This window comes from Sphingomonas sp. BL-S-29 (assembly GCF_055521495.1).
Genome location: NZ_CM145482.1, coordinates 2,780,009 through 2,802,238 on the forward strand (window position 1 = coordinate 2,780,009; position 22,230 = coordinate 2,802,238).

The 22,230-nt window shown below is 66.5% G+C and carries 22 protein-coding genes; 11 read left to right on the forward strand and 11 right to left on the reverse strand.

The window, feature by feature from the left end; genetic code table 11:
• Positions 1-97: 97 nt before the first annotated feature.
• A complete protein-coding gene (locus ACZ1I2_RS13255) occupies positions 98-943 on the reverse strand; it encodes a hypothetical protein (RefSeq protein ID WP_465176929.1) in 846 nt (281 codons plus the stop codon).
• A 177-nt stretch (positions 944-1,120) separates the two neighbouring features.
• On the opposite strand from ACZ1I2_RS13255, the gene ACZ1I2_RS13260 reads away from it, so the two are divergent.
• From ACZ1I2_RS13260 to paoC, 5 genes are all read left to right on the forward strand, one after another.
• The gene (locus tag ACZ1I2_RS13260; RefSeq protein ID WP_465176928.1) at positions 1,121-3,535 is read left to right on the forward strand and encodes a S8 family serine peptidase; all 2,415 of its coding nucleotides are present in this window, start codon (positions 1,121-1,123) and stop codon (positions 3,533-3,535) included.
• A gap of 117 nt (positions 3,536-3,652) precedes the next feature.
• A complete protein-coding gene (locus ACZ1I2_RS13265) occupies positions 3,653-4,825 on the forward strand; it encodes a (R)-mandelonitrile lyase (protein ID WP_465176927.1) in 1,173 nt (390 codons plus the stop codon).
• A 151-nt stretch (positions 4,826-4,976) separates the two neighbouring features.
• The gene (gene paoA, locus ACZ1I2_RS13270; RefSeq protein WP_465173666.1) at positions 4,977-5,606 is read left to right on the forward strand and encodes an aldehyde dehydrogenase iron-sulfur subunit PaoA; all 630 of its coding nucleotides are present in this window, start codon (positions 4,977-4,979) and stop codon (positions 5,604-5,606) included.
• A complete protein-coding gene (locus tag ACZ1I2_RS13275) occupies positions 5,603-6,559 on the forward strand; it encodes an FAD binding domain-containing protein (RefSeq protein WP_465176926.1) in 957 nt (318 codons plus the stop codon). Before paoA ends, ACZ1I2_RS13275 begins: the two co-directional genes overlap by 4 nt.
• The gene (gene paoC / locus ACZ1I2_RS13280) at positions 6,556-8,757 is read left to right on the forward strand and encodes an aldehyde oxidoreductase molybdenum-binding subunit PaoC (protein WP_465176925.1); all 2,202 of its coding nucleotides are present in this window, start codon (positions 6,556-6,558) and stop codon (positions 8,755-8,757) included. The genes ACZ1I2_RS13275 and paoC overlap by 4 nt, the downstream gene beginning before the upstream one ends.
• A gap of 18 nt (positions 8,758-8,775) precedes the next feature.
• Here the strand turns inward: paoC and ACZ1I2_RS13285 are convergent, their stop codons facing one another.
• From ACZ1I2_RS13285 to miaA, 8 genes are all read right to left on the reverse strand, one after another.
• Positions 8,776-9,087: a hypothetical protein gene (locus tag ACZ1I2_RS13285; RefSeq protein ID WP_465181459.1), complete on the reverse strand. Its 312-nt coding sequence runs from the start codon at positions 9,085-9,087 to the stop codon at positions 8,776-8,778.
• A 116-nt stretch (positions 9,088-9,203) separates the two neighbouring features.
• A complete protein-coding gene (gene leuA / locus ACZ1I2_RS13290; protein ID WP_465176923.1) occupies positions 9,204-10,862 on the reverse strand; it encodes a 2-isopropylmalate synthase in 1,659 nt (552 codons plus the stop codon).
• A 159-nt stretch (positions 10,863-11,021) separates the two neighbouring features.
• Complete coding sequence (locus ACZ1I2_RS13295) at positions 11,022-11,660, reverse strand: TMEM175 family protein (RefSeq protein ID WP_465173661.1); 639 nt, start codon at positions 11,658-11,660, stop codon at positions 11,022-11,024.
• Positions 11,657-12,268, reverse strand: coding sequence for a YceI family protein (locus tag ACZ1I2_RS13300; RefSeq protein WP_465176922.1), 612 nt, complete (start codon positions 12,266-12,268; stop codon positions 11,657-11,659). The genes ACZ1I2_RS13295 and ACZ1I2_RS13300 overlap by 4 nt, the downstream gene beginning before the upstream one ends.
• Positions 12,269-12,537: 269 nt before the next feature.
• Positions 12,538-13,557: a ketol-acid reductoisomerase gene (gene ilvC, locus ACZ1I2_RS13305; protein ID WP_465181460.1), complete on the reverse strand. Its 1,020-nt coding sequence runs from the start codon at positions 13,555-13,557 to the stop codon at positions 12,538-12,540.
• Between the two features lie 153 nt (positions 13,558-13,710).
• Positions 13,711-14,226: an acetolactate synthase small subunit gene (gene ilvN, locus ACZ1I2_RS13310; protein WP_465173658.1), complete on the reverse strand. Its 516-nt coding sequence runs from the start codon at positions 14,224-14,226 to the stop codon at positions 13,711-13,713.
• Positions 14,226-15,974 (reverse strand): acetolactate synthase 3 large subunit, encoded by a 1,749-nt coding sequence (locus tag ACZ1I2_RS13315; protein WP_465176921.1) that lies wholly within the window; start codon positions 15,972-15,974, stop codon positions 14,226-14,228. Before ACZ1I2_RS13315 ends, ilvN begins: the two co-directional genes overlap by 1 nt.
• A gap of 79 nt (positions 15,975-16,053) precedes the next feature.
• Positions 16,054-16,992, reverse strand: coding sequence for a tRNA (adenosine(37)-N6)-dimethylallyltransferase MiaA (miaA, locus tag ACZ1I2_RS13320; RefSeq protein WP_465176920.1), 939 nt, complete (start codon positions 16,990-16,992; stop codon positions 16,054-16,056).
• 1 nt (position 16,993) lies between these two features.
• Between miaA and serB the strand changes: the two genes are divergently transcribed.
• Entirely contained in the window at positions 16,994-17,875 is an 882-nt protein-coding gene (gene serB, locus ACZ1I2_RS13325; RefSeq protein ID WP_465176919.1) for a phosphoserine phosphatase SerB, read from the forward strand.
• 15 nt (positions 17,876-17,890) lie between these two features.
• Here the strand turns inward: serB and ACZ1I2_RS13330 are convergent, their stop codons facing one another.
• Positions 17,891-18,343: a DoxX family protein gene (locus ACZ1I2_RS13330; RefSeq protein ID WP_465176918.1), complete on the reverse strand. Its 453-nt coding sequence runs from the start codon at positions 18,341-18,343 to the stop codon at positions 17,891-17,893.
• Between the two features lie 58 nt (positions 18,344-18,401).
• The gene (locus ACZ1I2_RS13335) at positions 18,402-18,680 is read right to left on the reverse strand and encodes a BufA1 family periplasmic bufferin-type metallophore (protein WP_465176917.1); all 279 of its coding nucleotides are present in this window, start codon (positions 18,678-18,680) and stop codon (positions 18,402-18,404) included.
• 229 nt (positions 18,681-18,909) lie between these two features.
• On the opposite strand from ACZ1I2_RS13335, the gene ACZ1I2_RS13340 reads away from it, so the two are divergent.
• From ACZ1I2_RS13340 to ACZ1I2_RS13360, 5 genes are all read left to right on the forward strand, one after another.
• Entirely contained in the window at positions 18,910-19,446 is a 537-nt protein-coding gene (locus ACZ1I2_RS13340; protein ID WP_465176916.1) for a sigma-70 family RNA polymerase sigma factor, read from the forward strand.
• Positions 19,443-20,084 carry a DUF1109 domain-containing protein gene (locus ACZ1I2_RS13345; protein WP_465173651.1) on the forward strand — a complete coding sequence of 214 codons (642 nt, stop codon included), beginning with the start codon at positions 19,443-19,445 and terminating at the stop codon, positions 20,082-20,084. The genes ACZ1I2_RS13340 and ACZ1I2_RS13345 overlap by 4 nt, the downstream gene beginning before the upstream one ends.
• Positions 20,085-20,176: 92 nt before the next feature.
• The gene (bufA2, locus tag ACZ1I2_RS13350) at positions 20,177-20,440 is read left to right on the forward strand and encodes a BufA2 family periplasmic bufferin-type metallophore (protein ID WP_465173650.1); all 264 of its coding nucleotides are present in this window, start codon (positions 20,177-20,179) and stop codon (positions 20,438-20,440) included.
• Between the two features lie 191 nt (positions 20,441-20,631).
• Positions 20,632-21,462, forward strand: a complete 831-nt coding sequence (bufB, locus tag ACZ1I2_RS13355; protein WP_465176915.1) for an MNIO family bufferin maturase — start codon at positions 20,632-20,634, stop codon at positions 21,460-21,462.
• A complete protein-coding gene (locus tag ACZ1I2_RS13360; protein ID WP_465176914.1) occupies positions 21,459-22,217 on the forward strand; it encodes an HvfC/BufC N-terminal domain-containing protein in 759 nt (252 codons plus the stop codon). Before bufB ends, ACZ1I2_RS13360 begins: the two co-directional genes overlap by 4 nt.
• The last annotated feature ends 13 nt before the right edge of the window (positions 22,218-22,230 follow it).

Sequence of the window (22,230 nt, forward strand, 5' to 3'; positions counted from 1 at the left end):
ACCTGCCGAACCTCGAGGGCATGATGATCGACCAGATCGGCGCGGTGCCGGGCGTGATTCGCTGTTGGGGCGACACGATCATCGACGACGGGACCGGTTAAGCGGGAGCCTCCGAACGAGGCAGCTCGGACAGGACCTGTCGGCCGCTCTCGATGAGCTCGCTCAGCTGCCCGGCATAATGCAGCGCGATGGTTTGCCCGCCCGCGGCCTCGGTGATGAGGCGGCCATGACCATGATAGATGAGAAAACCCTCGTCCTGCGCGCGTTTCAGCAGGCGCCGGACATGCAGATGCGTCACGTCGAAGCGGCGCGACAGATCGCTCAGCGACACGGTGACGGGCTCGTGCGTGTCGATGAGCGTGAGCGTCCACAGGAATTGCGAGCCGGCATAGGGATGGAGGAACGCCCGGCGCAGCGCGGGGAACGGATCGTGCATGCGCGACAGGGCGTGGAGCCGCGCGGCCTGAATGACGAGCAGCCGTTCGAAGATGGCGGGCTGGTCGAGCAGGTCCGGCAGGGGCGCCAGCGTCGGTTCGATCATGGCCGCCGCGTCGATCGCGGCCTGCAAATGCCGGCGCCAGGCAGCGAGGAACAGCGCGGTCGGCCGATAGGTCGATGGCCCGCTCAGCTCCAGATAGCCGATATACTGCAGGAACTCGACGATCGACCTGGCCCTGCCCGCGCTGAGGAAGCCGGAATCCGCGCAGATCTGCTTGAAAAGCGGCAGGGTCAGGCCGCCCATACCGTGCAGATAGGCCGCCGACATCGCCGCGATATAGCGGCCGGCATCCTTGAAGACGGAAGCGAGCCGGCGGTCGTCGTCGCACAGATCGAGCATGTTGGCGGCCAGCCGGCGCGACGCCGCGCTGAATGCCGCGTGACGGCTGACCTCGCCCCAGGCCGCCGGCACGGCGGGATCGGTCGACGGGATCGTCGCGTGCATCAGCCCTCCGAACTTTTCCCGGCGCGCCGACATATCACGGCGTCGGGCGCGAACAAATTTGTTCAATTGCCGTAACGATCTCCCCGTCTCACGGTCGACCGGCTCGGCCAAGGACGATGCGGGAGGGGACCGCGGCGCCATTCGGCCGGGCGTCGATCTGTCGTTGGGGAAATGCCGATGCCGACCATCAGGGCCTGCCTCCGGACGCTTCGCTGGATCCGGTTTCTGCCGGCCGCGGCGGCGCCGGTCGCGGCATGGAGCCAGACTCCGCCCGCCAAGCCGCCAAGCCAGCCGGCCGATGCCGCCGGCGTGTCGGCTGCGATGAGGCAGCAGCTGCTGTCGGCGCAACGCCAGCTGCTCCCGCGCACGCCGGCCGAAGCCAAGCTCGACTCCGGCCTGCTGCTCGCGGCGCGCGGGCCCGTCGTGACTCAGGCCGGTGGGGCGCCGCTTAGAGCTTATGCCGCCTTGCCCGGCGGCAAACCGTCCACCGGCGGTGAACTCGTCGTGATCAAGGGGGACATAACCCCCGCGCTGCATGATTTCATCGTCAGCCAGGGTGGCACCGACATCGCCGAAATTCCCGAATATCATAGCATGTCGGTGCGGCTGCCCTTGTCGAGCCTCGCGGCGGTGACGGCGCGGCCGGAGGTGCGCAGTATCGCGCTTGCCCGGCCGCCGGCCGTCAACCAGGCGACCCCCGCGCCGGGCCAGGGCGCCAATTGGGATGGCGACGCGGCGCATGAAGGGGCGTTGCTGCGCGGCACCTTCAAAGCCGACGGCACCGGCATCAAAGTCTGCGTCATCTCGGACAGTATCGATCACCTCGCCGAATCCCAGCAGAACGGCACGCTCGGTGCCGTCGAGGTGCTGGCCGAGCCCGCGGGCGTCCCGACTCCCCACGGACATGGCGAGGGCACCGCGATGCTGGAGATCGTGCACCGCATTGCCCCGGGCGCCACGCTCGCCTTTGCCGATATGGGCGACACGCGCGTGCGCATGGCGATCAACGTGGCGCGGCTCGCGCTCGACCATTGCACCATCATCGTCGACGACATCACCTATTCCGACGAGACGCCGTTTCAGGATGGCGAGATCGCCCGGGCCGCCCGCGCCGCGACGGACAATGGCATCCTGTTCTTCTCGTCGGCCGCCAATAGCGGCAATCTCGCCCAGCATACGAGCGGCACCTGGGAAGGCGATTTCAGCCCGAGCACGAGCACGATCCAGCTACCGTCGTTCGACCCGGCCACCAACCAGATCACCAATATCACCTACCGCTTCCATCAGTTCGCGCCGGGGGTCGTGTTCGACAACGTCACTCAGGCCAATCCGGGCGCTCCCAATGCGCAACTGACCTGGAACGACCCCGTCAGAGACTCGCCGGACACCATCAACGACTATCTGTTCGCGGCGTTCGACGAGGCGGGGCAGCTGCAGACGCTCGCCTCCTCGGTCGATGACGTGCCGATGATATCGGTCGACCTCAGGCCGCATTACCGCCTCGCCGTCCTGAAGGCGGAAACCGACGCCGCGCGCGTCGTCCGCATCGTCACCAATCGCGGCAGGCTGGCCTATGCCACGGACGGACAGACCTTCGGGCACAATGCGCTTGGCGCCGCGAAGGCCTTCACGATCGCCGCGGTGACGGCGCAGCAGCGGACGGCACCGTTCCGGTCGAACGGCTATGATCGCGGCGCACCGACGCTCGACGTCGAATCCTTCAGCTCGGACGGGCCGCGCCGGGTCTATTATGACGGTGCCGGGCAACCGCTCGCGTCCGGCAGCCTGACCTATGCGGGGGGCACGATCCTGCGAAAGCCCGATTTCGCCGCGGCCGACTGCGTGGTGAATTCAGTCCAGGATCCGGCCTTTCAGCCCATGTTTTGCGGCACCAGCGCCGCCGCGCCGCAGGCCGCCGCGATCGCCGCGCTGATCCTGTCGGCCGCGCCCAAGGCCGATGTCAAAAAGGCGTTCGCTGACAGCAGCCTGCTACTGAAGGACATGTCCGGGCCCTCGGGACTGGGCGCCGCCACCTGGACCGACAGCCAGGGACTGGGCCTGATCAATCCGGTCGTCGCGCTGCGCAGCGCGCTTGACGATCAGGGGATCGCCATCGAGTCCTTCACCGAAATCGCGCCGCTGGGCGGCGTGTCGGACTCGAGCGGCCATCGGTGCGGGCTGACCGCGGCGTCAGGCGGCGCGGTGCCGACCCTGAACGGGGCGACACCCGGCTGGACATTGCCGCCCAATGCGTCGGTGTCGATCGTCTGCAAGAACCTGCCGGCCGACGCAGTGCGGATCGAGGCGTTGCTCGGCTTCGAATATAGCTCACCCACCGCCGATGCCGTGTGGCGAGTCCACACGGTCGCCCGAAATGCGGCAACCCGGGCCGAGGTGCGCACCAACAACTGGACCGGCTCCTGGGGCCCTGGATATAATCACAATCCCGGCGTCGGCAGGGTCTGGTCGGAGAATATCCCGGAACTGCCCGCCGGCACGCGGATCGACTATCAGTTCGACATCTCCAATGCGGGGAATCTGCGGACCCTGTTGCTGCGCCGGTTCCGGATCGGACCTCTGGCGGCGTTCTAGAGACGGTGCGAGGCTGGGGCATTCATGAATCTCCTGCATGATGACATGCCGGTTTGATGGGGTAATCGTGCGGCGCCCGGGCGCGTAGGCTGCAGCGGCGCGCAAGGGAGACCCATGATGAAACCGATCGTCGCGACCACGGCGGCGCTGCTCCTGGCAGGGCCCGCGGAAGCACAGCGACCAGCCTCGGTCGCGCCCAGGGCGATGCAGGTGATCGCGCCGGCGCTGGCGGATTATACCGACGCCATCTTGTTCGGCGATGTCTGGAAAAGGCCCGGCCTCGCCGCGCGGGATCGCAGCCTGGTGACGCTGTCCGTGCTGGTCGCGACCGGCAAGACCGCGCAGATGCCGGGGCATCTCAACCGCGGGCTCGATAACGGCGTCCGGCCGACCGAGATTGCCGGGCTGGTCACCCACCTCGCTTTCTATACCGGCTGGCCCAATGCGGTATCGTCGCTCGAGGTCGTGGAAAAGGCGTTTGCCGCGCGGGAGATCGACCCGGCGACCTTGCGGGCCGACGCCGCGCCGTTGCCCGTACCGTCATCCGACGCCGCCCGTGCCCGATCGGTCCAGGAGAATGTCGGGCCGGTCGCGCCCAAGCTTGCCGAGCTGACCAACGACGTGCTGTTCGGCGATCTCTGGCGGCGGACCGATCTGAGCCCGCGCGATCGCAGCCTCGTCACCATCGCGGCGCTCGCGGCGATCGGGGCCGACGACCAGCTTGCCTTCCATCTGCGGCGCGGCGTGGACAACGGGCTGACGCGCGACCAGATCGGCGAGGCGCTCACGCATCTCGCTTTCTACGCCGGCTGGCCGAGGGCGATGGCGGCGGTCGCGGTCGCCGGGAAGGCGCTTGCCGGGGGTGCCGCAGCGAGCGATCGCGCCGATGGGTTGAGCGTGGTGCGGCCCGGCGGGCAACCGGTTCCGGGATCGGCCGCCAATTTCACCGGATCGGCCCTGGTCACCTCTCCGTTCAAGGGCAGCGGCGATGCGCGGGTGGGCGGGGCGACCGTCACCTTCCAGCCGGGTGCGCGAACGCTCTGGCATCGCCATCCGCTCGGACAATTGCTGATCGTCACCGCAGGACGAGGCTGGGTGCAGGCCGAGGGCGAGCCGGTGCGCGCGGTCGGCCCGGGCGATGTCGTCTGGACCGGGCCGGGCGTGGCGCATTGGCACGGCGCGACGCCGGCCAGCGCGATGACTCATGTCGCGGTGGCGGAGACGCTGGAAGGCAAGGCGACCGAGTGGCTCCAGCCCGTCAGCGACGCGCAGTATCGCGGGCCCGACTGAGCCCTCCCGCCACTCATGAAGCAGAATCATGATGTCATGCCGGATACGGCATCAATCGCGCGCATCGCGACCCGGTTTCGTGCGTTGAGTTCCGAAGTGACCGCTACACTCTCTCTGTTTTCCGAGACGCTGAAAAGGAATGGATCCCGATATGGCTGGCGATCTGGAAATCTCCCGGCGTGGCGTTCTGGCGGCGACCGCCGCCACCGCCGCGCTCACTGCCGTCCCCAAAGCGGAGGCGCAGGGCGTCCCGCCGCGCACCACGCCGTCGATGATGACGGTGGCGATGGAGGTGAACGGCAAGCGCCGCGAACTCGAGCTCGACACGCGCACGACGTTGCTCGACGCGCTGCGCGAGCATCTGCAGCTGACCGGCACCAAGAAAGGCTGCGACCATGGCCAGTGCGGCGCCTGCACGGTGCTGGTCGAGGGCAAGCGCATCAATTCCTGCCTGAGCCTGGCGGTGATGCACGAGGGCGACAAGGTCACCACGATCGAGGGGCTCGGCACCCCGGGCGACCTGCACCCGATGCAGGCGGCCTTTATCAGGCATGACGGCTATCAATGCGGTTATTGCACCCCCGGCCAGATCTGTTCGGCGGTGGCGGTGCTCGGCGAGATCAGGGCCGGCGTGCCGAGCCATGTGTCGGCGAGCCTGACCGAGCGGCCGCAGGCCACCAATATGGAGATGCGCGAGCGGATGAGCGGCAATATCTGCCGGTGCGGCGCCTATTCCAACATTGCCGAAGCGATGGCGGACGTTGCGGGAGGGGCGGCATGAAACCGTTCAGCTACGAACGCGCCGAAACGCCGGCCGCCGCTGCCGCTGCCGTCGCACGGACGCCCGGCGCCAAGTTCATCGCGGGGGGCACCAATCTGCTCGACCTGATGAAGCTGGAGATCGAGGCGCCGCAGCATCTCGTCGATGTCGGGCCGCTGAAGCTCGACCGGATCGAGAAGACCGAAGCCGGCGGGGTCCGGATCGGCGCGCTGGTGACCAACACCATGCTGGCGTCGGACGATCGCATCCGGCGTGACTATGGCGTGCTGACCCGGGCGATCGTGGCGGGCGCGAGCGGGCAGCTGCGCAACAAGGCGACGACCGCGGGCAATCTGCTCCAGCGGACGCGCTGCCCCTATTTCTACGACACCAACCAGGCCTGCAACAAACGCAAGCCGGGGTCCGGCTGCGCCGCGATCGGCGGGTTCAGCCGGCAGCTCGGCGTGATCGGGACCAGCGACGCCTGCATCGCCACCTATCCGGGCGACATGGCGGTGGCGATGCGGCTGCTCGACGCGACGGTGGAGACAGTCGACGCGGCGGGGGTGGTGCGGACCATTCCGATCGCCGATTTCCATCAATTGCCGGGCAAGACGCCGCATATCGAGACGGTGCTGAAGCGGGGCGAACTGATCACGGGCGTCACCTTGCCCAGGCCGATCGGTGGCACGCATCTCTACCACAAGGTGCGCGACCGAGCGTCCTATGCCTTTGCGCTGGTGTCGGTGGCGGCGGTGATCCGGCCGGACGGCACGGGGCGCGTCGCGATCGGCGGCATCGCGCCCAAGCCCTGGCGGGTCGAGGCGGCCGAGGCGGCGATGCCCCGCGGGGCGAAGGCCGTCGCCGCGCACCTGCTGGCGGGCGCTAAACCCACCCATGACAACGCCTTCAAGGTGCCGCTGGTGGAGCGAACCATCGCGGCGGTGATGAGCGACGCGAGGAGCCGGTCATGAAGTTCGACACGCCCGCGGGCACCAATCCGATCGACCAGCTCAAGGTGATCGGCAAGCCGACCGACCGGATCGACGGGCCGCTCAAGACCACCGGCTCCGCGCCCTATGCCTATGAACGGCATGATGCGGTGGCGAAACAGGCTTATGGCTATCTCGTCGGCAGCGCGATCGCCAAGGGCCGGATCAACCGGATCGATACCGAGGAAGCGAAGGCCGCGCCCGGCGTGCTGGCGGTCGTCACCACGCTCGACATGCCGAAGCTGGCCAGGGGCAATTTCAACACCGCCTCCCTGTTCGGCGGGCCCGAGGTGCAGCATTATCACCAGGCGGTCGCGATCGTCATTGCCGAGACGTTCGAACAGGCGCGGACCGCGGCCAATCTGGTGCGTGTCGATTACGCGCGGGCGAAGGGCAGTTTCGATCTGGCCGCGCTCGCGCCGACCGCGCCCTATACCGGCGACGGCGATGCCAAGATCATGCGCGTGGGCAATTTCGACGGCGCGTTCGCCACCGCGCCGGTGACGCTGGACGCGACCTATACGACGCCCGACGAATCGCATGCGATGATGGAACCGTTCGCAACGATCGCGGCGTGGGAAGGCGACAAGCTGACCCTGTGGACGTCGAACCAGATGATTGCCTGGACCAAGGCGGATCTGGCGAAGACGCTGGGCATTGCGAAGGAGAATGTGCGGCTGGATTCGCCGTTCATCGGCGGCGGGTTCGGCGGCAAGCTGTTCCTGCGCGCCGATGCGGTGCTGGCCGCACTCGGTGCCAGGGCAGCGAAGCGTCCGGTCAAGCTGGCGATGACTCGCCCGATGATGATCAACAACGCCACCCACCGGCCGGCGACGATCCAGCGCATCCGGCTGGGCGCGACGCGCGAGGGGCGGATCACCGCGATCGCGCATGAAAGCGCGTCGGGCAATTTGCCGGACGGCAAGCCCGAATCGGCGGTGCAGCAGACGCGATTGCTCTACGCTGGCGAGAACCGCCTGACTGCGATGCGCCTGGCCGAGCTAGACCTGCCCGAAGGCAATGCGATGCGCGCGCCGGGCGAGGCGCCCGGCCTGATGGCGCTCGAAATGGCGATGGACGAGATGGCGGAGAAGCTCGGCATGGATCCGGTGCAGTTCCGCATGCTCAACGACACCCAGGTCGATCCGGCAAAACCGGAGCGGAAATTCTCGCAGCGGCAGCTGGTCGAGTGCCTGCGCCTCGGGGCTGAACGATTCGGCTGGGATCGCCGGAACGCCAAACCGGCCTCGGTGCGGGAAGGGCGCTGGCTGATCGGCATGGGCGTGGCCGCGGGTTTCCGCAACAATCTGCTGATGAAGTCGGCGGCGCGCGTCCGGCTCGACGGCAAGGGCGTGGTGACGATCGAGACCGACATGACCGATATCGGCACCGGCACCTACACCATCCTGGCGCAGACCGCGGCAGAGACGATGGGCATCGGGCTCGACAGGGTGGTGGTGAAGCTGGGCGATTCCGATTTTCCGGTCTCGGCGGGATCGGGCGGGCAATGGGGCGCCAACAATTCCACCGCCGGCGTCTATGCCGCCTGCATGAAGCTGCGCGAGACGGTGGCGCAGCGGCTCGGCTTCGATCCGGCGACCAGTGCCTTCGCCGATGGCAAGGTGCGGGCCGGCAAGCGCAGCGCCGCGCTGGGCGAGGCGGCGCAGGGCGGCGAGATCGTGGTCGAGGACGGCATCGAATATGGCACGCTCGACAAGCAATATCAGCAATCGACCTTTGCCGGGCATTTCGTCGAGGTCGCGGTGGATGGCTTCACCGGCGAGACGCGGGTGCGGCGCATGCTGGCGGTCTGCGCGGCGGGGCGGATCCTCAACCCCAAATCGGCGCGGAGCCAGGTGATCGGCGCGATGACCATGGGTGTTGGCGCCGCGCTGATGGAGGAACTGGCGGTCGACAAGCGTTTCGGCTTCTTCGTCAACCACGACCTCGCCAGTTACGAGGTGCCGGTCCATGCCGATATCCCGCACCAGGAGGTGATCTTCCTCGACGAGGTCGATCCGATTTCCTCGCCGATGAAGGCGAAGGGTGTGGGCGAGCTGGGCCTGTGCGGGGTCGGGGCGGCGATCGCCAATGCGATCTACAATGCGACGGGGGTGCGGGTACGCGATTATCCGATCACGCTCGACAAGCATCTCGATCGGTTGCCGGAGATGGCCTGAAGCGGTGTTCGCTGGCGGTTATTTGTGCGACGCGACGGGCCGCATCTTGAAGCCGGTGATTTTCGTCCCGTAGCTGCACTCGAACGAGCGTCGTTGCTTGCCGTCGTCCACCGTGCCCCAGACGACGATCTTGCTCGCGCTGCGCTGCTCGACGTCGATGAGGCGCACTGTGCCATAGGACGACGCGCGGGTGCTGCAGTCGGTCGCTGCCGCGCCGTGCGACTGTTCGTTGTTCTTCGGTGTGCCTGCCACGCCGCGGGCTGCCATGCCGGCGGCGCCGACCGCGAGGCCGGCGACGCAACCGCCCAGCGCGAATGCGGTCCCAGCCAACAGCGCTGATGCGATTATGCGAGTCATCCCGGTCGAGGCCCCATTGCCCGCGGCATCGGCGCCACGGCCGGCAACCTATGATGGCACTTCACAGGGCGCAATGGCGCCGAGACAAGCTAGACGGCGTTGGCCGCGCTGAGCACCGCCCTGACTGACGCCGTGGCGATATCCGCGTCGATGCCGACGCCGAACACCGTGCGGCCGTCCGACGTGCGGCATTCGACATAGGCCGCCGCCTGCGCATCCGCCCCGTGGCCGATCGCGTGCTCGCTATAGTCGACCACGTCGAGCTGCGGGCCGGTCGTCTCGCCGAGCGCGGCGATGACGCCCGAGATCAGCCCGTTGCCGCGGCCCGAGATCGAGCGTTCCTCGCCGCCGATCGCGACGCGGCCGACGAACAGCCGGTCCCCCGACGCGCCACTCTCATGATAGTCGAGCAGGGTGAAACGATCGTCGGGCTTGGCGAGATAGGCCTTGTGGAAGGCGTTCCAGATATCCTCGGCGTTCAGCTCCCGGCTCGTCTCGTCGGCCATGGCCTGGACGTGACGGCTGAGATCGGCCTGGAGGCGCTTGGGGAGCTTTAGCCCCTTGTCCTGCTCGATCACCCAGGCGACACCGCCTTTGCCGGACTGTGAGTTGACCCGGATCACTGCCTCATAGCTGCGACCGAGATCGGCCGGGTCGATCGGCAGATAGGGGACTTCCCAGAACTCGTCGTTGCGCGCGGCCTGGGCAGCGAAGCCCTTCTTGATCGCATCCTGATGTGAGCCGGAAAAGGCAGTGAACACCAGCTCGCCGGCATAGGGATGGCGCGGATGGACGGGGAGCTGATTGCAATAAGTGACGGTGTTGATGATCTCGTCGATGTCCGAGAAATCCAGCTTTGGATCAATACCTTGCGTGTACATGTTGAGCGCGACCGTCACCAGGTCGCAATTGCCGGTGCGCTCGCCATTGCCGAGCAGGCAGCCCTCGACGCGGTCGGCGCCGGCCATCAGGCCCAGCTCCGCCGCCGCCACGCCGGTGCCGCGGTCATTGTGCGGATGCAAGGAGATCACCACGCTGTCGCGGTTCCGGATATTCTTGCCGAACCATTCGATCTGGTCGGCGTAGATGTTGGGCGTGGCGCACTCGACCGTCGCCGGCAGGTTGAGGATCAGCGGGTGATCGGGGGTGGGGCGCAGCACCTCCATCACGGCCTCGCAGACCTCTACCGAGAAATCGAGCTCGGCAGTGGAGAAGGTTTCCGGGCTATATTCGAAAAACCAGTCGGTATTCGGCTGGGCGGCGGCGCAGTCGCGCAGGATCTTCGCGCCGTCGACTGCGATCTGGCGGACTTCGTCGCGGCTCATGCCGAACACGATCTTGCGCCAGGCCGGGCTGACCGCATTGTAGAGATGGACGATCGCCCTGGGCGCACCGCGCAGGGATTCGAAACTCGTCTCGATCAGGTCGCGGCGGGACTGCGTCAGGACCTGGATCGTCACGTCGTCCGGGATGCGGCCGGTTTTCACGAGGCCGGAGATGAAGTCGAATTCGGTCGCGCCGGCGCTGGGGAAACCGACCTCGATCTCCTTGATGCCGACCTTGCAGATCAGGTCGAAGAAGCGGGTCTTCTTCTCCCCGTCCATCGGATCGATCAGCGCCTGGTTGCCGTCGCGCAGATCGGTCGAGAGCCAGCGTGGCGGCTGGGTGATGGTTCGCGACGGCCATTCGCGGTTGGGCAGATCGATCTGCGGGAAGGGGCGGTATTTGGTCGAAGGGTCACGCAACATGGGTCTAATCTCGCTGCTCGCGGTCGTCGTTCGGGTCGGTTGAGGCCCTTAGGCGGGTCGCGCGCGCCAAAGGCGCACGGCGGAAATCGCGCCTAAGGGCGCGTAAGTCGAAGCAGCGAAAGGCGCAGCGCCAGCGTCATATGAATGCGCGTTACCGCGTCACCGCGCCTCATGTCCAGCCTGTCCTTCGAACAAACGGTCGAGCGGGCCTTCGGGCAGGAACCACAGGACCGCAACGAGCGCGGCGCAGGTGACGCCAAGCCAGGGCGAGAGGAAGGTGAGGGGGATGCCTGCCAGATAGAGCAGCCCGGCAAAGCGGCCCTTGCGGCCGTAGCTGCGATAATAGGCCTCCGCTGCCGGGCCCTGCCTGCCGGTGCGCCGGATGACCGACTGGAGCCACATATAGGCGACCGACGGCAGCAGCATCGTCACGAGATAGAGCAGGGTCGCCTCGCGGTTGAAATGATGCTCGCCGAGATAGGAGGTGGAGAAGGGCACCAGCGAGAGCGCGAACAGCAACAGGATGTTCGACCAGATCAGCCCGTTGGTGACATGAGTCGCATGGGTGAACAGGCGGTGATGATTGACCCAGTAGATCGCGACATAGGCATAGCTCAGCACATAGGCGAGAAACACCGGCCAGAGCGTCCAGAGCTTGTCCATCCCCTCGGAAATCGGGGGATGAAGCTCGAGCACCATGATGGTGACGATGATGGCGACGACGCCGTCCGAGAATGCTTCCACCCGGCCGATGCCCGGCCGGCCTTCCTCAATCGCGGACGGCGCCGGGTCGGTCACTGCGCGACGAAGCCGGCGTTGATGGTCAGATCGACCTTGTCGGATACGGCGGGGACCAAAAAGGTGATTCCGAAATCGCTGCGCTTGATGCTGGTGGTCGCAGCGAAGCCGAAGTTGAGTTTCTTGGCGCCCTGGGTGGCGTTGCCCGCGCCGACGAAGCGCGCGGTGAGCACGACTGGCTTGGTCACATCCTTCAGGGTCAGGTTACCGGCGATCGTCGCGGTGGTGCCGTTGATCGTGACCTTGGTCGAGACGAACTTGGCGGTCGGGAATTTCGCGGCGTCGAAGAAGTCGGGCGTCTTCAGATGCGTGTCGAGCGCGGGGAGCGTGGTGAGCACCTTGTCGATCGGGATGGTCACGTCGACCTTCGAGTTGCCCGGGTTGGCGGTGTCGACCACCAGCGTACCGGTCGGCTGGGTGAACTGGCCGGTATATTCAGTGAAGCCGAAATGGTTGACCGTGAACAGGATTTGGCTGTGGCGCGGCTCGACCTGATAGGTGCCGGAGACGACTTTCGTGGCGTCGAGCGTACCGGGAGGGCCGGCCGGGGTTTGCGCCAGCAGCGGGGCGGTCGCGAGCGCCAGGACGGCGACAAAGGCATAGCGCATGGGAAATCTCCGAGAGAAAAGGGCCGCGCCAAGATGACGCGGCCCCCTATGAATGCAAGCGCCGAAGCGGAAACGATCCGTTGGCTGTGAGTGCCCTTGACGCCACTAACCCCACATCCGTTCGTCCCGAGTAGCCATCGAGCCTGTCGAGATGGCGTATCGAGGGACAGGCGTTTCGTGCGTAACCTGTACCTCGATACGCGCCCTCGATACGACTTCGCCTACTCGGTCGCTACTCGGCACGAACGGGTGGTGAAATTGTAGCGCGCTCAGTTCTTGTCCTTGTCCACCAGCTTGTTCGCGCCGATCCAGGGCATCATTGCGCGCAGTTCGGTGCCGACCTTTTCGATCGGATGCGCCGCTGCCGCCTTGCGGGCTGCCTTGAGCTCGGGCTGGCCGGCGCGGTTGTCGAGCACGAAGTTCTTCACGAAACGGCCACCCTGGATGTCGGCGAGCACGCGCTTCATTTCGGCCTTGGTCTCGTCGGTGATGATCCGCGGGCCCGTGGTGATGTCGCCATATTCCGCGGTATTCGAGATCGAATAGCGCATGTTGGCGATGCCGCCCTCATACATCAGGTCGACGATCAGCTTCACTTCGTGAAGGCACTCGAAATAGGCCATTTCCGGGGCGTAGCCAGCCTCGACCAGGGTTTCGAACCCGGCCTGGATGAGATGGGTGAGACCGCCGCACAACACGGCCTGCTCGCCGAACAGGTCAGTCTCGCATTCCTCGCGGAAATTGGTCTCGATGATGCCCGAACGGCCGCCGCCGACGCCCGACGCATAGGCCAGCGCAATGTCGTGCGCGTTGCCGCTCTTGTCCTGGTCGATCGCGATCAGGCAGGGCACGCCGCCACCGCGGACATATTCGCTGCGCACGGTATGGCCCGGGCCCTTGGGCGCGATCATGATCACGTCGAGATCCTCGCGCGGCTCGATCAGCGCGAAATGCACGTTGAGGCCGTGCGCGAAGGCGATCGCCGAACCCTTTTTCAGGTTCGCGTGCAGATCATCGGCGTAGATCGCGGCCTGGTGCTCGTCGGGGGCGAGGATCATGGTGATGTCGGCCCAGGCGGCGGCCTCGGCATTGGTCATCACCTTGAAGCCGGCACCTTCGGCCTTTTTCGCGGTCGCCGAACCGGGGCGGAGTGCGATCGCGATCTCCTTCACGCCGGAATCGCGCAAATTCTGGGCATGGGCATGGCCCTGGCTGCCATAACCGACGATCGCGATCTTCTTGTCGGTGATCAGGTTCAGATCGGCGTCGCGATCATAATAGACACGCATTGTATAAGCTCCTTCGTTCGATTTTTGCGCGTCATGCTGAACTTGTTTCAGCATCCAGGCGCGGTCAGCTGATCCAGGAGCGACGCTCCCGAGGCGATTGGCCGCGCATGGACCCTGAAACGAGTTCAGGGTGACGGTGTGTTTGTGGCGCGGTTACGCGGCTTCTTTCCCCCGCGCGATGGCGACGATGCCGGTGCGGGCGACCTCGATCAGGCCGACTTCACGCATCAGCGTGATGAAGGTGTCGATCTTCTCCGGCCCGCCCGTCACCTCGAACACGAAGCTCGACGTGGTCGCGTCGACCACGCGGGCGCGGTAGACATCGGCGAGGCGCAGCGCCTCGATCCGGTGGTCGCCGGTGCCGCGGACCTTGACCAGCGCCAGCTCGCGCTCGACATGCGGGCCCAGCGCGGAGAGATCGGTCACCGAATGCACCGGCACCAGCCGGTCGAGCTGGGCGAGGATCTGCTCCATCACATGATCGGACGCCGAGGTGACGATGGTGATCCGGCTGACCGCCTTGTCGGCGGTGACGTCCGACACGGTCAGGCTTTCGATATTATAGCCGCGCGCGGTGAACAGGCCGGCGATCCGGGCGAGAATGCCGGGCTCGTTATCGACCATGATCGCCAGCGTGTGGCGCTTCGCGGTTTCTTCCTTGATGTGCATCAGACCAGTGCCTTCGCCTCGTCGTCCATCTCGCCCGAGACTTCGGCGGCCTGGAGAATCATGTCGGTATGGGCAGCGCCCGAGGGGATCATCGGGAAGCAGTTGGCGAGCTTCGCCACCATGCAGTCCACCATCACCGGCCCGTCATGCGCGAGCATCTCGGCGATGCCGGCCTCGAGCTGGTCGGGGTGCTCGATGCGGATGCCCTTCCAGCCATAGGCTTCGGCCAGCTTCACGAAGTCCGGCAGGGAATCGCTGTAACTCTCGGAATAGCGGCTGGAATAGGTTAGTTCCTGCCATTGCCGGACCATGCCCATATATTCGTTGTTGAGGATGAAGATCTTGACCGGCAGCCGGTATTGGGTGGCCGTGCCGAGCTCCTGGATGTTCATCTGGATCGAGGCTTCGCCGGCGATGTCGATGACCAGCGCATTGGGGTTGCCGAGCTGCGCGCCGATCGCGGCGGGCAGGCCATAGCCCATCGTGCCGAGCCCGCCCGAAGTGAGCCATTTGTTCGGCGCCTCGAAATCGAAATGCTGCGCGGCCCACATCTGGTGCTGGCCGACCTCGGTGGTGATGATCGGCGATTTTTTGTGCGTCGCCTCCCACAAAGCCTTGATCGCGCGCTGCGGCATGATCTCAGTGGCGCTGTCGACGAAGTCGAGGCTCTTCACCGCGCGCCAGCCGGCGATGCGCTGCCACCAGTCGGACAGATCGGGCTTGGGATGGCGCCGCGCCTTGTAGACGCGGACCATGTCCTCCAGCGCGTGGCCGACATCGGCAATGATCGGCAGATCGACGCGGACATTCTTGTTCACCGACGACCGGTCGATATCGATATGCACCTTGCGGCTGTTCGGGCTGAAGGCGTCGAGCCGGCCGGTGACCCGGTCGTCGAAGCGCGCGCCGAGGCAGAGGATCAGGTCCGCCTGGTTCATCGCCCAGTTCGCTTCATAAGTGCCGTGCATGCCGAGCATGCCGAGCCACTGGTCGGAGGTGGCGGGGAAGGCGCCAAGCCCCATCAGGGTCGAGGTGACCGGCGCGCCGGTGATCCGCGCCAGTTCACGCAGCAACTGGCTCGCTGCCGGGCCGGCATTGATGATGCCGCCGCCGGTGTAGAGGATCGGCCGTTCCGCCGCGGCGAGCATGTCGACCGCCTGCTCGATCAGCGCCTGGTCGGCCTTCACCTGCGGGCGATAGGTCTTGTGCTTGATCGGGCCCGGCCTGACGTAGCGGGCGCTGGCGACCTGAACGTCCTTGGGAATATCCACGACGACGGGGCCGGGGCGGCCCGAGGTGGCGATGTGGAATGCCTCATGGATGACGTCGCCGAGCTGCGCCGGGTCCTTCACCAGATAATTATGCTTGGAGCAGTGGCGCGTGATGCCGACGGTATCGGCTTCCTGGAACGCGTCGGTGCCGATCAGCGCGGTCGGGACCTGGCCGGTGATGACGACCATCGGGATCGAATCCATCAGCGCGTCAGTGATGCCGGTGACGGCATTGGTCGCGCCGGGGCCCGAGGTGACGAGCACGACGCCAGGCTTGCCGGTCGAGCGGGCATAGCCCTCCGCGGCGTGAGTCGCGGCCTGTTCGTGCCGGACCAGGATGTGCTTGATCCGCTTGCTGCGGAACAGCGCGTCATAGATCGGCAGGACGGCGCCGCCGGGATAGCCGAACACGACCTCCACGCCGAGATCGCACAGCGCCTCGACCAGGATATCGGCTCCGCTCTTCTCGGTCGTCATATCGTATCTGCCTCTTATGGCCCGGTGCGACGCAACATTGCTTCGCGAAGGGCGCCGTTAATGATCGAAAATTTGTCCGTCAAGCTTCTTGTAGAAATCTAGTTTCAAAATCGTCCAGCAGCACGCATGTTTCTGTCGCTGCCACGCGGGGCCACATAGCGGGAGGCTGGTTCCGAAACCACGTAAATTGTCGTTTGGCATATTGGCGCGTCGCCAGTTGCGCCGCCGCCAGCGCCTGATCGGGCGTCATGGCGCCGGCCAGCATCGCGCCGATCTCCGGCACGCCGATCGCCAGGCGGACGGGCGCTGAGGGCAGGATATCGGTCCGGGCGAGCACCGCGCGTGCCTCTTCAATGCCGCCTTTTCCGAACATCGTCTCGAGCCGCAGATCGCAGCGCGCGAGCAGCCAGTCGCGATCTGGCAGCATGATCATCGGCATCAGGTCGATCTGATTGCCGATCCCGCCGGTCTTTTCCTGCTGCCATGTCGCCAGCGTCCTGCCGGTGGAGCGAACGACCTCGAGCGCGCGCGCGACCCGAGTGGTGTCGGCGGGCGCAAGCCGGGCGGCGGCGGGCGGATCCAGTTCCCCAAGCTGCGCATAGGCCCGGGCGACGGGCAGCGCGCGCACCTCGCCGCGGATCGCCGGATCGATCGGCGGCACAGGGGCGATGCCGTCGAGCAGGGTACGCATATACAGCCCGGTCCCGCCGGCCAGCACCGGCAACAGGCCCGCTTCATGCGCCCGGTCGATTTCCGCCTTCGCCTCGATCGCCCAGCGCGCGGCGGAATAAATGTCGGCGCCATCGACATGGCCGAACAGCCGGTGCGGCACGCGGGCTTCTTCCTCCACGCTCGGCCGCGCCGACAATATGCGCAGATCGGCATAGACCTGGGCTGAATCGGCGTTGATCACCACGCCGCCATGCTTTTGTGCGATCGCCATGGCGAGCGCGGACTTGCCGCTGGCGGTCGGCCCTGCAATGAGCGCCACGCGCGGCTTACGAGGCAGGGGAGACATCATGTTCATCGCAACGCTGATAGCAGCGGGAAAACTCGGCGGGGATGATATTTCCGCCGCGCAGCACCGGCTCGACGCGGCGGGTTGCCTGCCCGCGGCGCATGTCTGGCTGGACGAGGGATCTGCCGCCGACATCATGTTCGGACTCGCGCCAGAGGCAGCGCGCAGCGCGCTGGAGGGCGTGTTCCCGGATATGGACGTGGTCGTGCAACTGGCCGAGGGGCGCGAGAAGAAGCTGCTCGTCGCCGACATGGATTCGACCATGATCACCGTCGAATGCATCGACGAACTGGCCGATTATGCCGGCATCAAGCCGCAGATCGCCGCCGTCACCGAGGCGGCGATGCGCGGCGAGCTGGATTTCGAATCGGCGCTGGATGCGCGCGTGGCGCTGCTCAAGGGACTGGACGAGGGTGTCATCGCCCGATGCCTCGCCGAGCGCGTGACGATCATGCCCGGTGCGGTGGCGCTGATCCGCACGATGAAGGCGCGCGGCGCGATGACGATCCTCGTGTCGGGCGGCTTCACCCGCTTCGCCGAGCCGGTCGCGGAGATGATCGGCTTCGACCGCGCGATCGCCAACCGGCTGGAGATCGCGGACGGCGCGCTGTCGGGAAAAGTGACCAAGCCGATCGTCGGCTCCGACACCAAGGAGCGCACCTTGCTGGACGCGACCGCCGAGCTTGGTCTGCCGCCCGAAGCGACGCTCGCGGTGGGTGACGGCGCCAACGACCTGGCGATGATCAAACGGGCAGGGCTGGGCGTCGCCTATCACGCCAAGCCGATCGTCGCCGCCGCCGCCGCCGCGCGGATCGACCATAATGACCTGACCGCTTTGCTCTATGCGCAGGGGATCGCCCGGAAGGACTGGGTCGAAGCCTGACCCAGTCCGCCCGTCTCACGGGCGGACGAATCGCGCTGACAGTAACCGATCGATCGACCACGCGCCGCCGCCGCGTGCGATCAGCGGCAGCAGGATCGCCGCCCAGCTGAGATGCGTGGACCACGCATCGGGATAGACGAAGATCTCGATGGTCAGCGTCATCAGGAACAGGGCCAGCGCCGAGAAGCGCGTCGCCAGCCCGAATACCAGCAGGATCGAGAAGAGGTGCTCCGACACGGTCGCGGCCACCGCGGCGATGTCGGGCGGGACCAGCGGCAGGGCATATTCGGTACGGAACAGCTCAAAGGTGCTGTCGGTGATGGTCAGCAGGCCCTCCACTTTGGTCCTGCCCGACAGGAAAAAGACCGAAGCGATGCCGAGCCGCGCGACGAGCAGCAGCAGGGCATCGGGCAGCAGCGCCGAGGCACGGTCGACGGTGCGTCGGTATAGCGAGACAATTGGGACCATGATGGCTCCATTGGGAGGTGGCCGGGGCGCGATCGTGCCGCGCCCCGGCGGATGCGGCTTATGCCTTGGGGGTCAGCGAGCCCGCGCCCTTGGGGGTCTTGATCGTGGTGCAGGTGCCGGCCTTGACCAGCTTCCACGCATCGCCCTGATAATTGACCTTCGACGTGCCCGCGCAGCTCGTACCGGCGCCGGCCTTGCAGTCGTTCTTGCCGGCGAGCGAGACGCCGTAGCATTTCTCCATCGCGGGCTTGGTCTGGGCCGAGGCGGCGGTGGCGAGAGTCGCGCCGGTGATGGCGAGGGCGAGCGTGGCGGCGATGGTGGCGTGGGTCGAACGCATGGTCTTTTCCTTCGATTTGGGGGCCTCCGGGGCGCGCGGCGCCGCCGGGGGAAGGGCGCCGCCGCGCGGTGCCCGGGTAGAGGAGGCTGGAATGCCCGGGTCACCCTGCCAGTTCGGCGGCGATGCGCCGGCGGTTACAGATATCGCCCTCGAACAATTTTTTCGGGGATCGGCCGCGATGCTGTAACCAATCGCGCGGACGCCGCGAATTCTTCCCGAGGGAGCGCGAATGCGGGCAAGCGAGGCAGAATTGCGCGGATTGATGATCAGCGGGCTCGACGGCAATGCCGGCGATCACGCTGCACTGCTGCGCCTGCTCGTGCCCCTGCTGCGCGGCTTCTATCGGCGTCGATCCGGCGGCGACGACGATATCGAGGATCTGGTGCAGGAAACGCTGATTGCGGTGCACACGCGCCGCGCCACTTATGACCGTGACCGCGCCTTCACCGCCTGGCTGTTCGCCATCGCGCGCTACAAGATGATCGACCATTTCCGCCGCCACCGCCGCTTCCAGCCGATCGACGGGCTGGAGGACATCCTGGTCGCGGAAGGGTTCGAGGATGCGTCGAGCGCCCGCATGGATGTCGCCGACCTGCTCGACTCCTTGCCGGCCAAGCAGGCGCGGATGATCCGCGCGACCCGGCTCGACGGGCTGAGCATCGCCGAAGCGGCCGAGGCCGACGGGATCGGCGAATCCGACGTGAAGGTCTCGGTCCATCGCGGCCTCAAGACGCTGATGGCGCGCATCCAGGGAGGCCGGCGATGAATACCGACGACCTCATCACCGCGTTGTCGAGCGACGTCGCCCCGGTTCGCCGCGGCGCGGTCGGCCGGCGCGTGCTGCTCGGCCTGGGCGGAGGAATGTTGGTGTCGCTCGGTCTGGTTGTGGCGTGGATGGGCATTCGGCCCGATCTCGGCACCGCGATGCACGGCTTCGCCTTCTGGATGAAATGGGCCTACACCATCTCGCTGTCGATCGCCGCGCTTGCAGTGACGATCCAGCTCGCCAGACCCGAGACCACGCGGCTGCGCGGCCTGTGGCTGGTCGCCATCCCGGCGGTGTTGCTCACCGGCCTGGGCGCAATGGAGCTGATCCGGACGCCGCCCGGCGACTGGCTGCGGATGTGGCTCAGCTATAGCTGGATGCAGTGTCCGTGGCGTGTCGTCGCGCTGGCGATGCCGATTTTTGTCGGGTTGCTCTGGTCGTTCCGGCGGCTCGCCCCAACCCGGTTGCGCGCGGCCGGTGCGGCCGCGGGGCTGTCGGCGGGGGCCTTTGCCGCGACGGTCTATTGCCTCCATTGCCCCGAGGTGTCGGCGATCTTCGTGCTGACCTGGTATTCGCTCGGTATCCTGCTCGCCACTGCGATCGGAGCGCTACTTGGGCCGCGCCTGCTGCGCTGGTAGATTTTTGGGGTAAATTTCCCAGCGCTGTAACCCGCCACGCGACCCGCCCGAATGACGGAAGCCAATCCGGCATCCCCCATTCGGAGACCATCATGACCATCCTTCGCACCGGCGTCAGCTTCGCCGCAGCCGCCGCCGTCGTCGCCATCAGCGCCGCCGCTCCCACCGTTGCCGTGGCCAAGGGAGCCGCCGCCAAGGTCCATTGTTACGGCATCAACACCTGCAAGGGCACTTCCGACTGCAAGACGGCGAAGAACGACTGCAAGGGCCAGAATGACTGCAAGGGCATGGGCTTCAAGGAACTCTCGTCCAAGCAGTGCAAGGCCGCCGGCGGCAGCCTGACCGCGCCCAACTGATCGCGCGACGGCCCGGCGGTGTCAGCGCCGTCGGGCCGGTTTTCTCTCTGACGTCCCCAAAAACATTGCTTCCCCGGCGAAGAGTGCCGGGTCGGATCGTCCCCCGGACGATCCTTGAACATGCGGGGCATGTTCAACCCGGCACTCTTCGCCGGGGAAGAAGACAAGGCGATATTACTGGAAGACCCTTCATGATCTCCCCTTTCTCCGGCTATGGCCTGGGCCTGCGCAAGCCGCATTATGCCGACTTTCTCGATCACCGTATCGGCGTCGATTTCGTCGAGGTGATCTCGGAGAATTTCATGGTCCCGGGGGGGCGGCCCCGGCAAATCCTTCGCGACGTCCGCGAGCGCTATCCGGTCGCGCTGCACGGCGTGTCGATGTCGGTCGGGTCGGCCGACGGGCTGGACGGGGCCTATCTCGCGCGGCTGCGGCAGCTGGTGGAAGAGATCGAGCCGTTGTTCGTCTCCGATCATCTGAGCTGGTCGCGGATCGAGGGGTTCAATTCCCACGACCTGTTGCCTTTGCCCTATACGGACGAAGCACTCGACCTCGTCGCGGCCAATATCGCCCGCGCGCAGGACACGCTGGGCCGCCCCATGCTGATCGAGAATCCGTCGACCTATATCGATTTTCCCGGCGCCGACATGACCGAGTGGCAGTTCCTTGATGCGCTGTGCGCGAGGACTGGCTGCGGGCTGCTGCTCGACGTCAACAATGTCTTCGTCAGCGCGACCAATCACGGGTTCGATCCGATCGCGTATCTCGATGGAATCCCCGCAGGCCGCGTCCGCCAGATCCATCTCGCCGGCCATAGCCAGGGCGCGGCGTTGTTGATCGACACGCACGACCGGCCGGTGCCGCCCTCGGTCTGGGATCTCTACGCCTATATCCTGCCGCGACTGGGTCCGGTGGCGACGATGATCGAGCGCGACGACGCCATTCCGCCGCTCGAGGAACTGCTCGCGGAGCTGGCCATCGCGCGGCGCATCGGCGGCCGGGCGCTGCAGGCAGCGGCATGAGCCTGCTAGACCTGCAGCGCGACATGCGCGCCTGGCTCGTCAGCGAAGACGAACCGGCCGCGGCCCGCCTCGGCACGGGTGTCGCGCCGGGGCTACGCGTCCATCAGAATAACTACCGCGCTCAGCTCGTCGCCTGCTTGGCCGACAGCTTTGCGCGGACACGTGACTGGATCGGCGCCGAGGCATTCGACGCAGCGGTCGCCACCCATATCGACCGCGTGCCGCCGAGCAGCTGGACGCTCGACGCCTATCCCGGCGATTTCCCGGCGACCCTCGCGTCGCTCTACCCCGACGACCCCGAGGTGACCGAGCTCGCCTGGATCGAGAATGCGCTCGGCGAAGCCTTTGTCGCCCACGACGCCACGCCGCTGACGCGCGGGGACCTCGCCGATATCGACTGGGACCGGGCAGTGCTCGCCTTCACGCCGACGCTCGATCTCGGCGAGCTGACCAGCAACGCCCCGGCGATCTGGTCGGCGCTGGCCGAAGGCGAGGCGCCGCCCGCAGCCGTGCTGCTGGCAGAACCGGGCGCGATCCTGGTCTGGCGGCAGGACCATGTGTCGCATTTCCGCGCGATCGATCAAGTGGAGCGTCAAGCGCTCCTCTGGGCGCGTGCCGGCTTGCCGTTCGCCGGTTTATGCGATCGCATGGTGGCGTCCTGGGGCGAAAGCGACGGGATCGCCCGGGCGGGCGGCATGCTCGGCCAGTGGATCGCCGATGGATTGATCGTCGGGTGGCGTTTCACGGCGACCTGAGCCGGCTGCCACC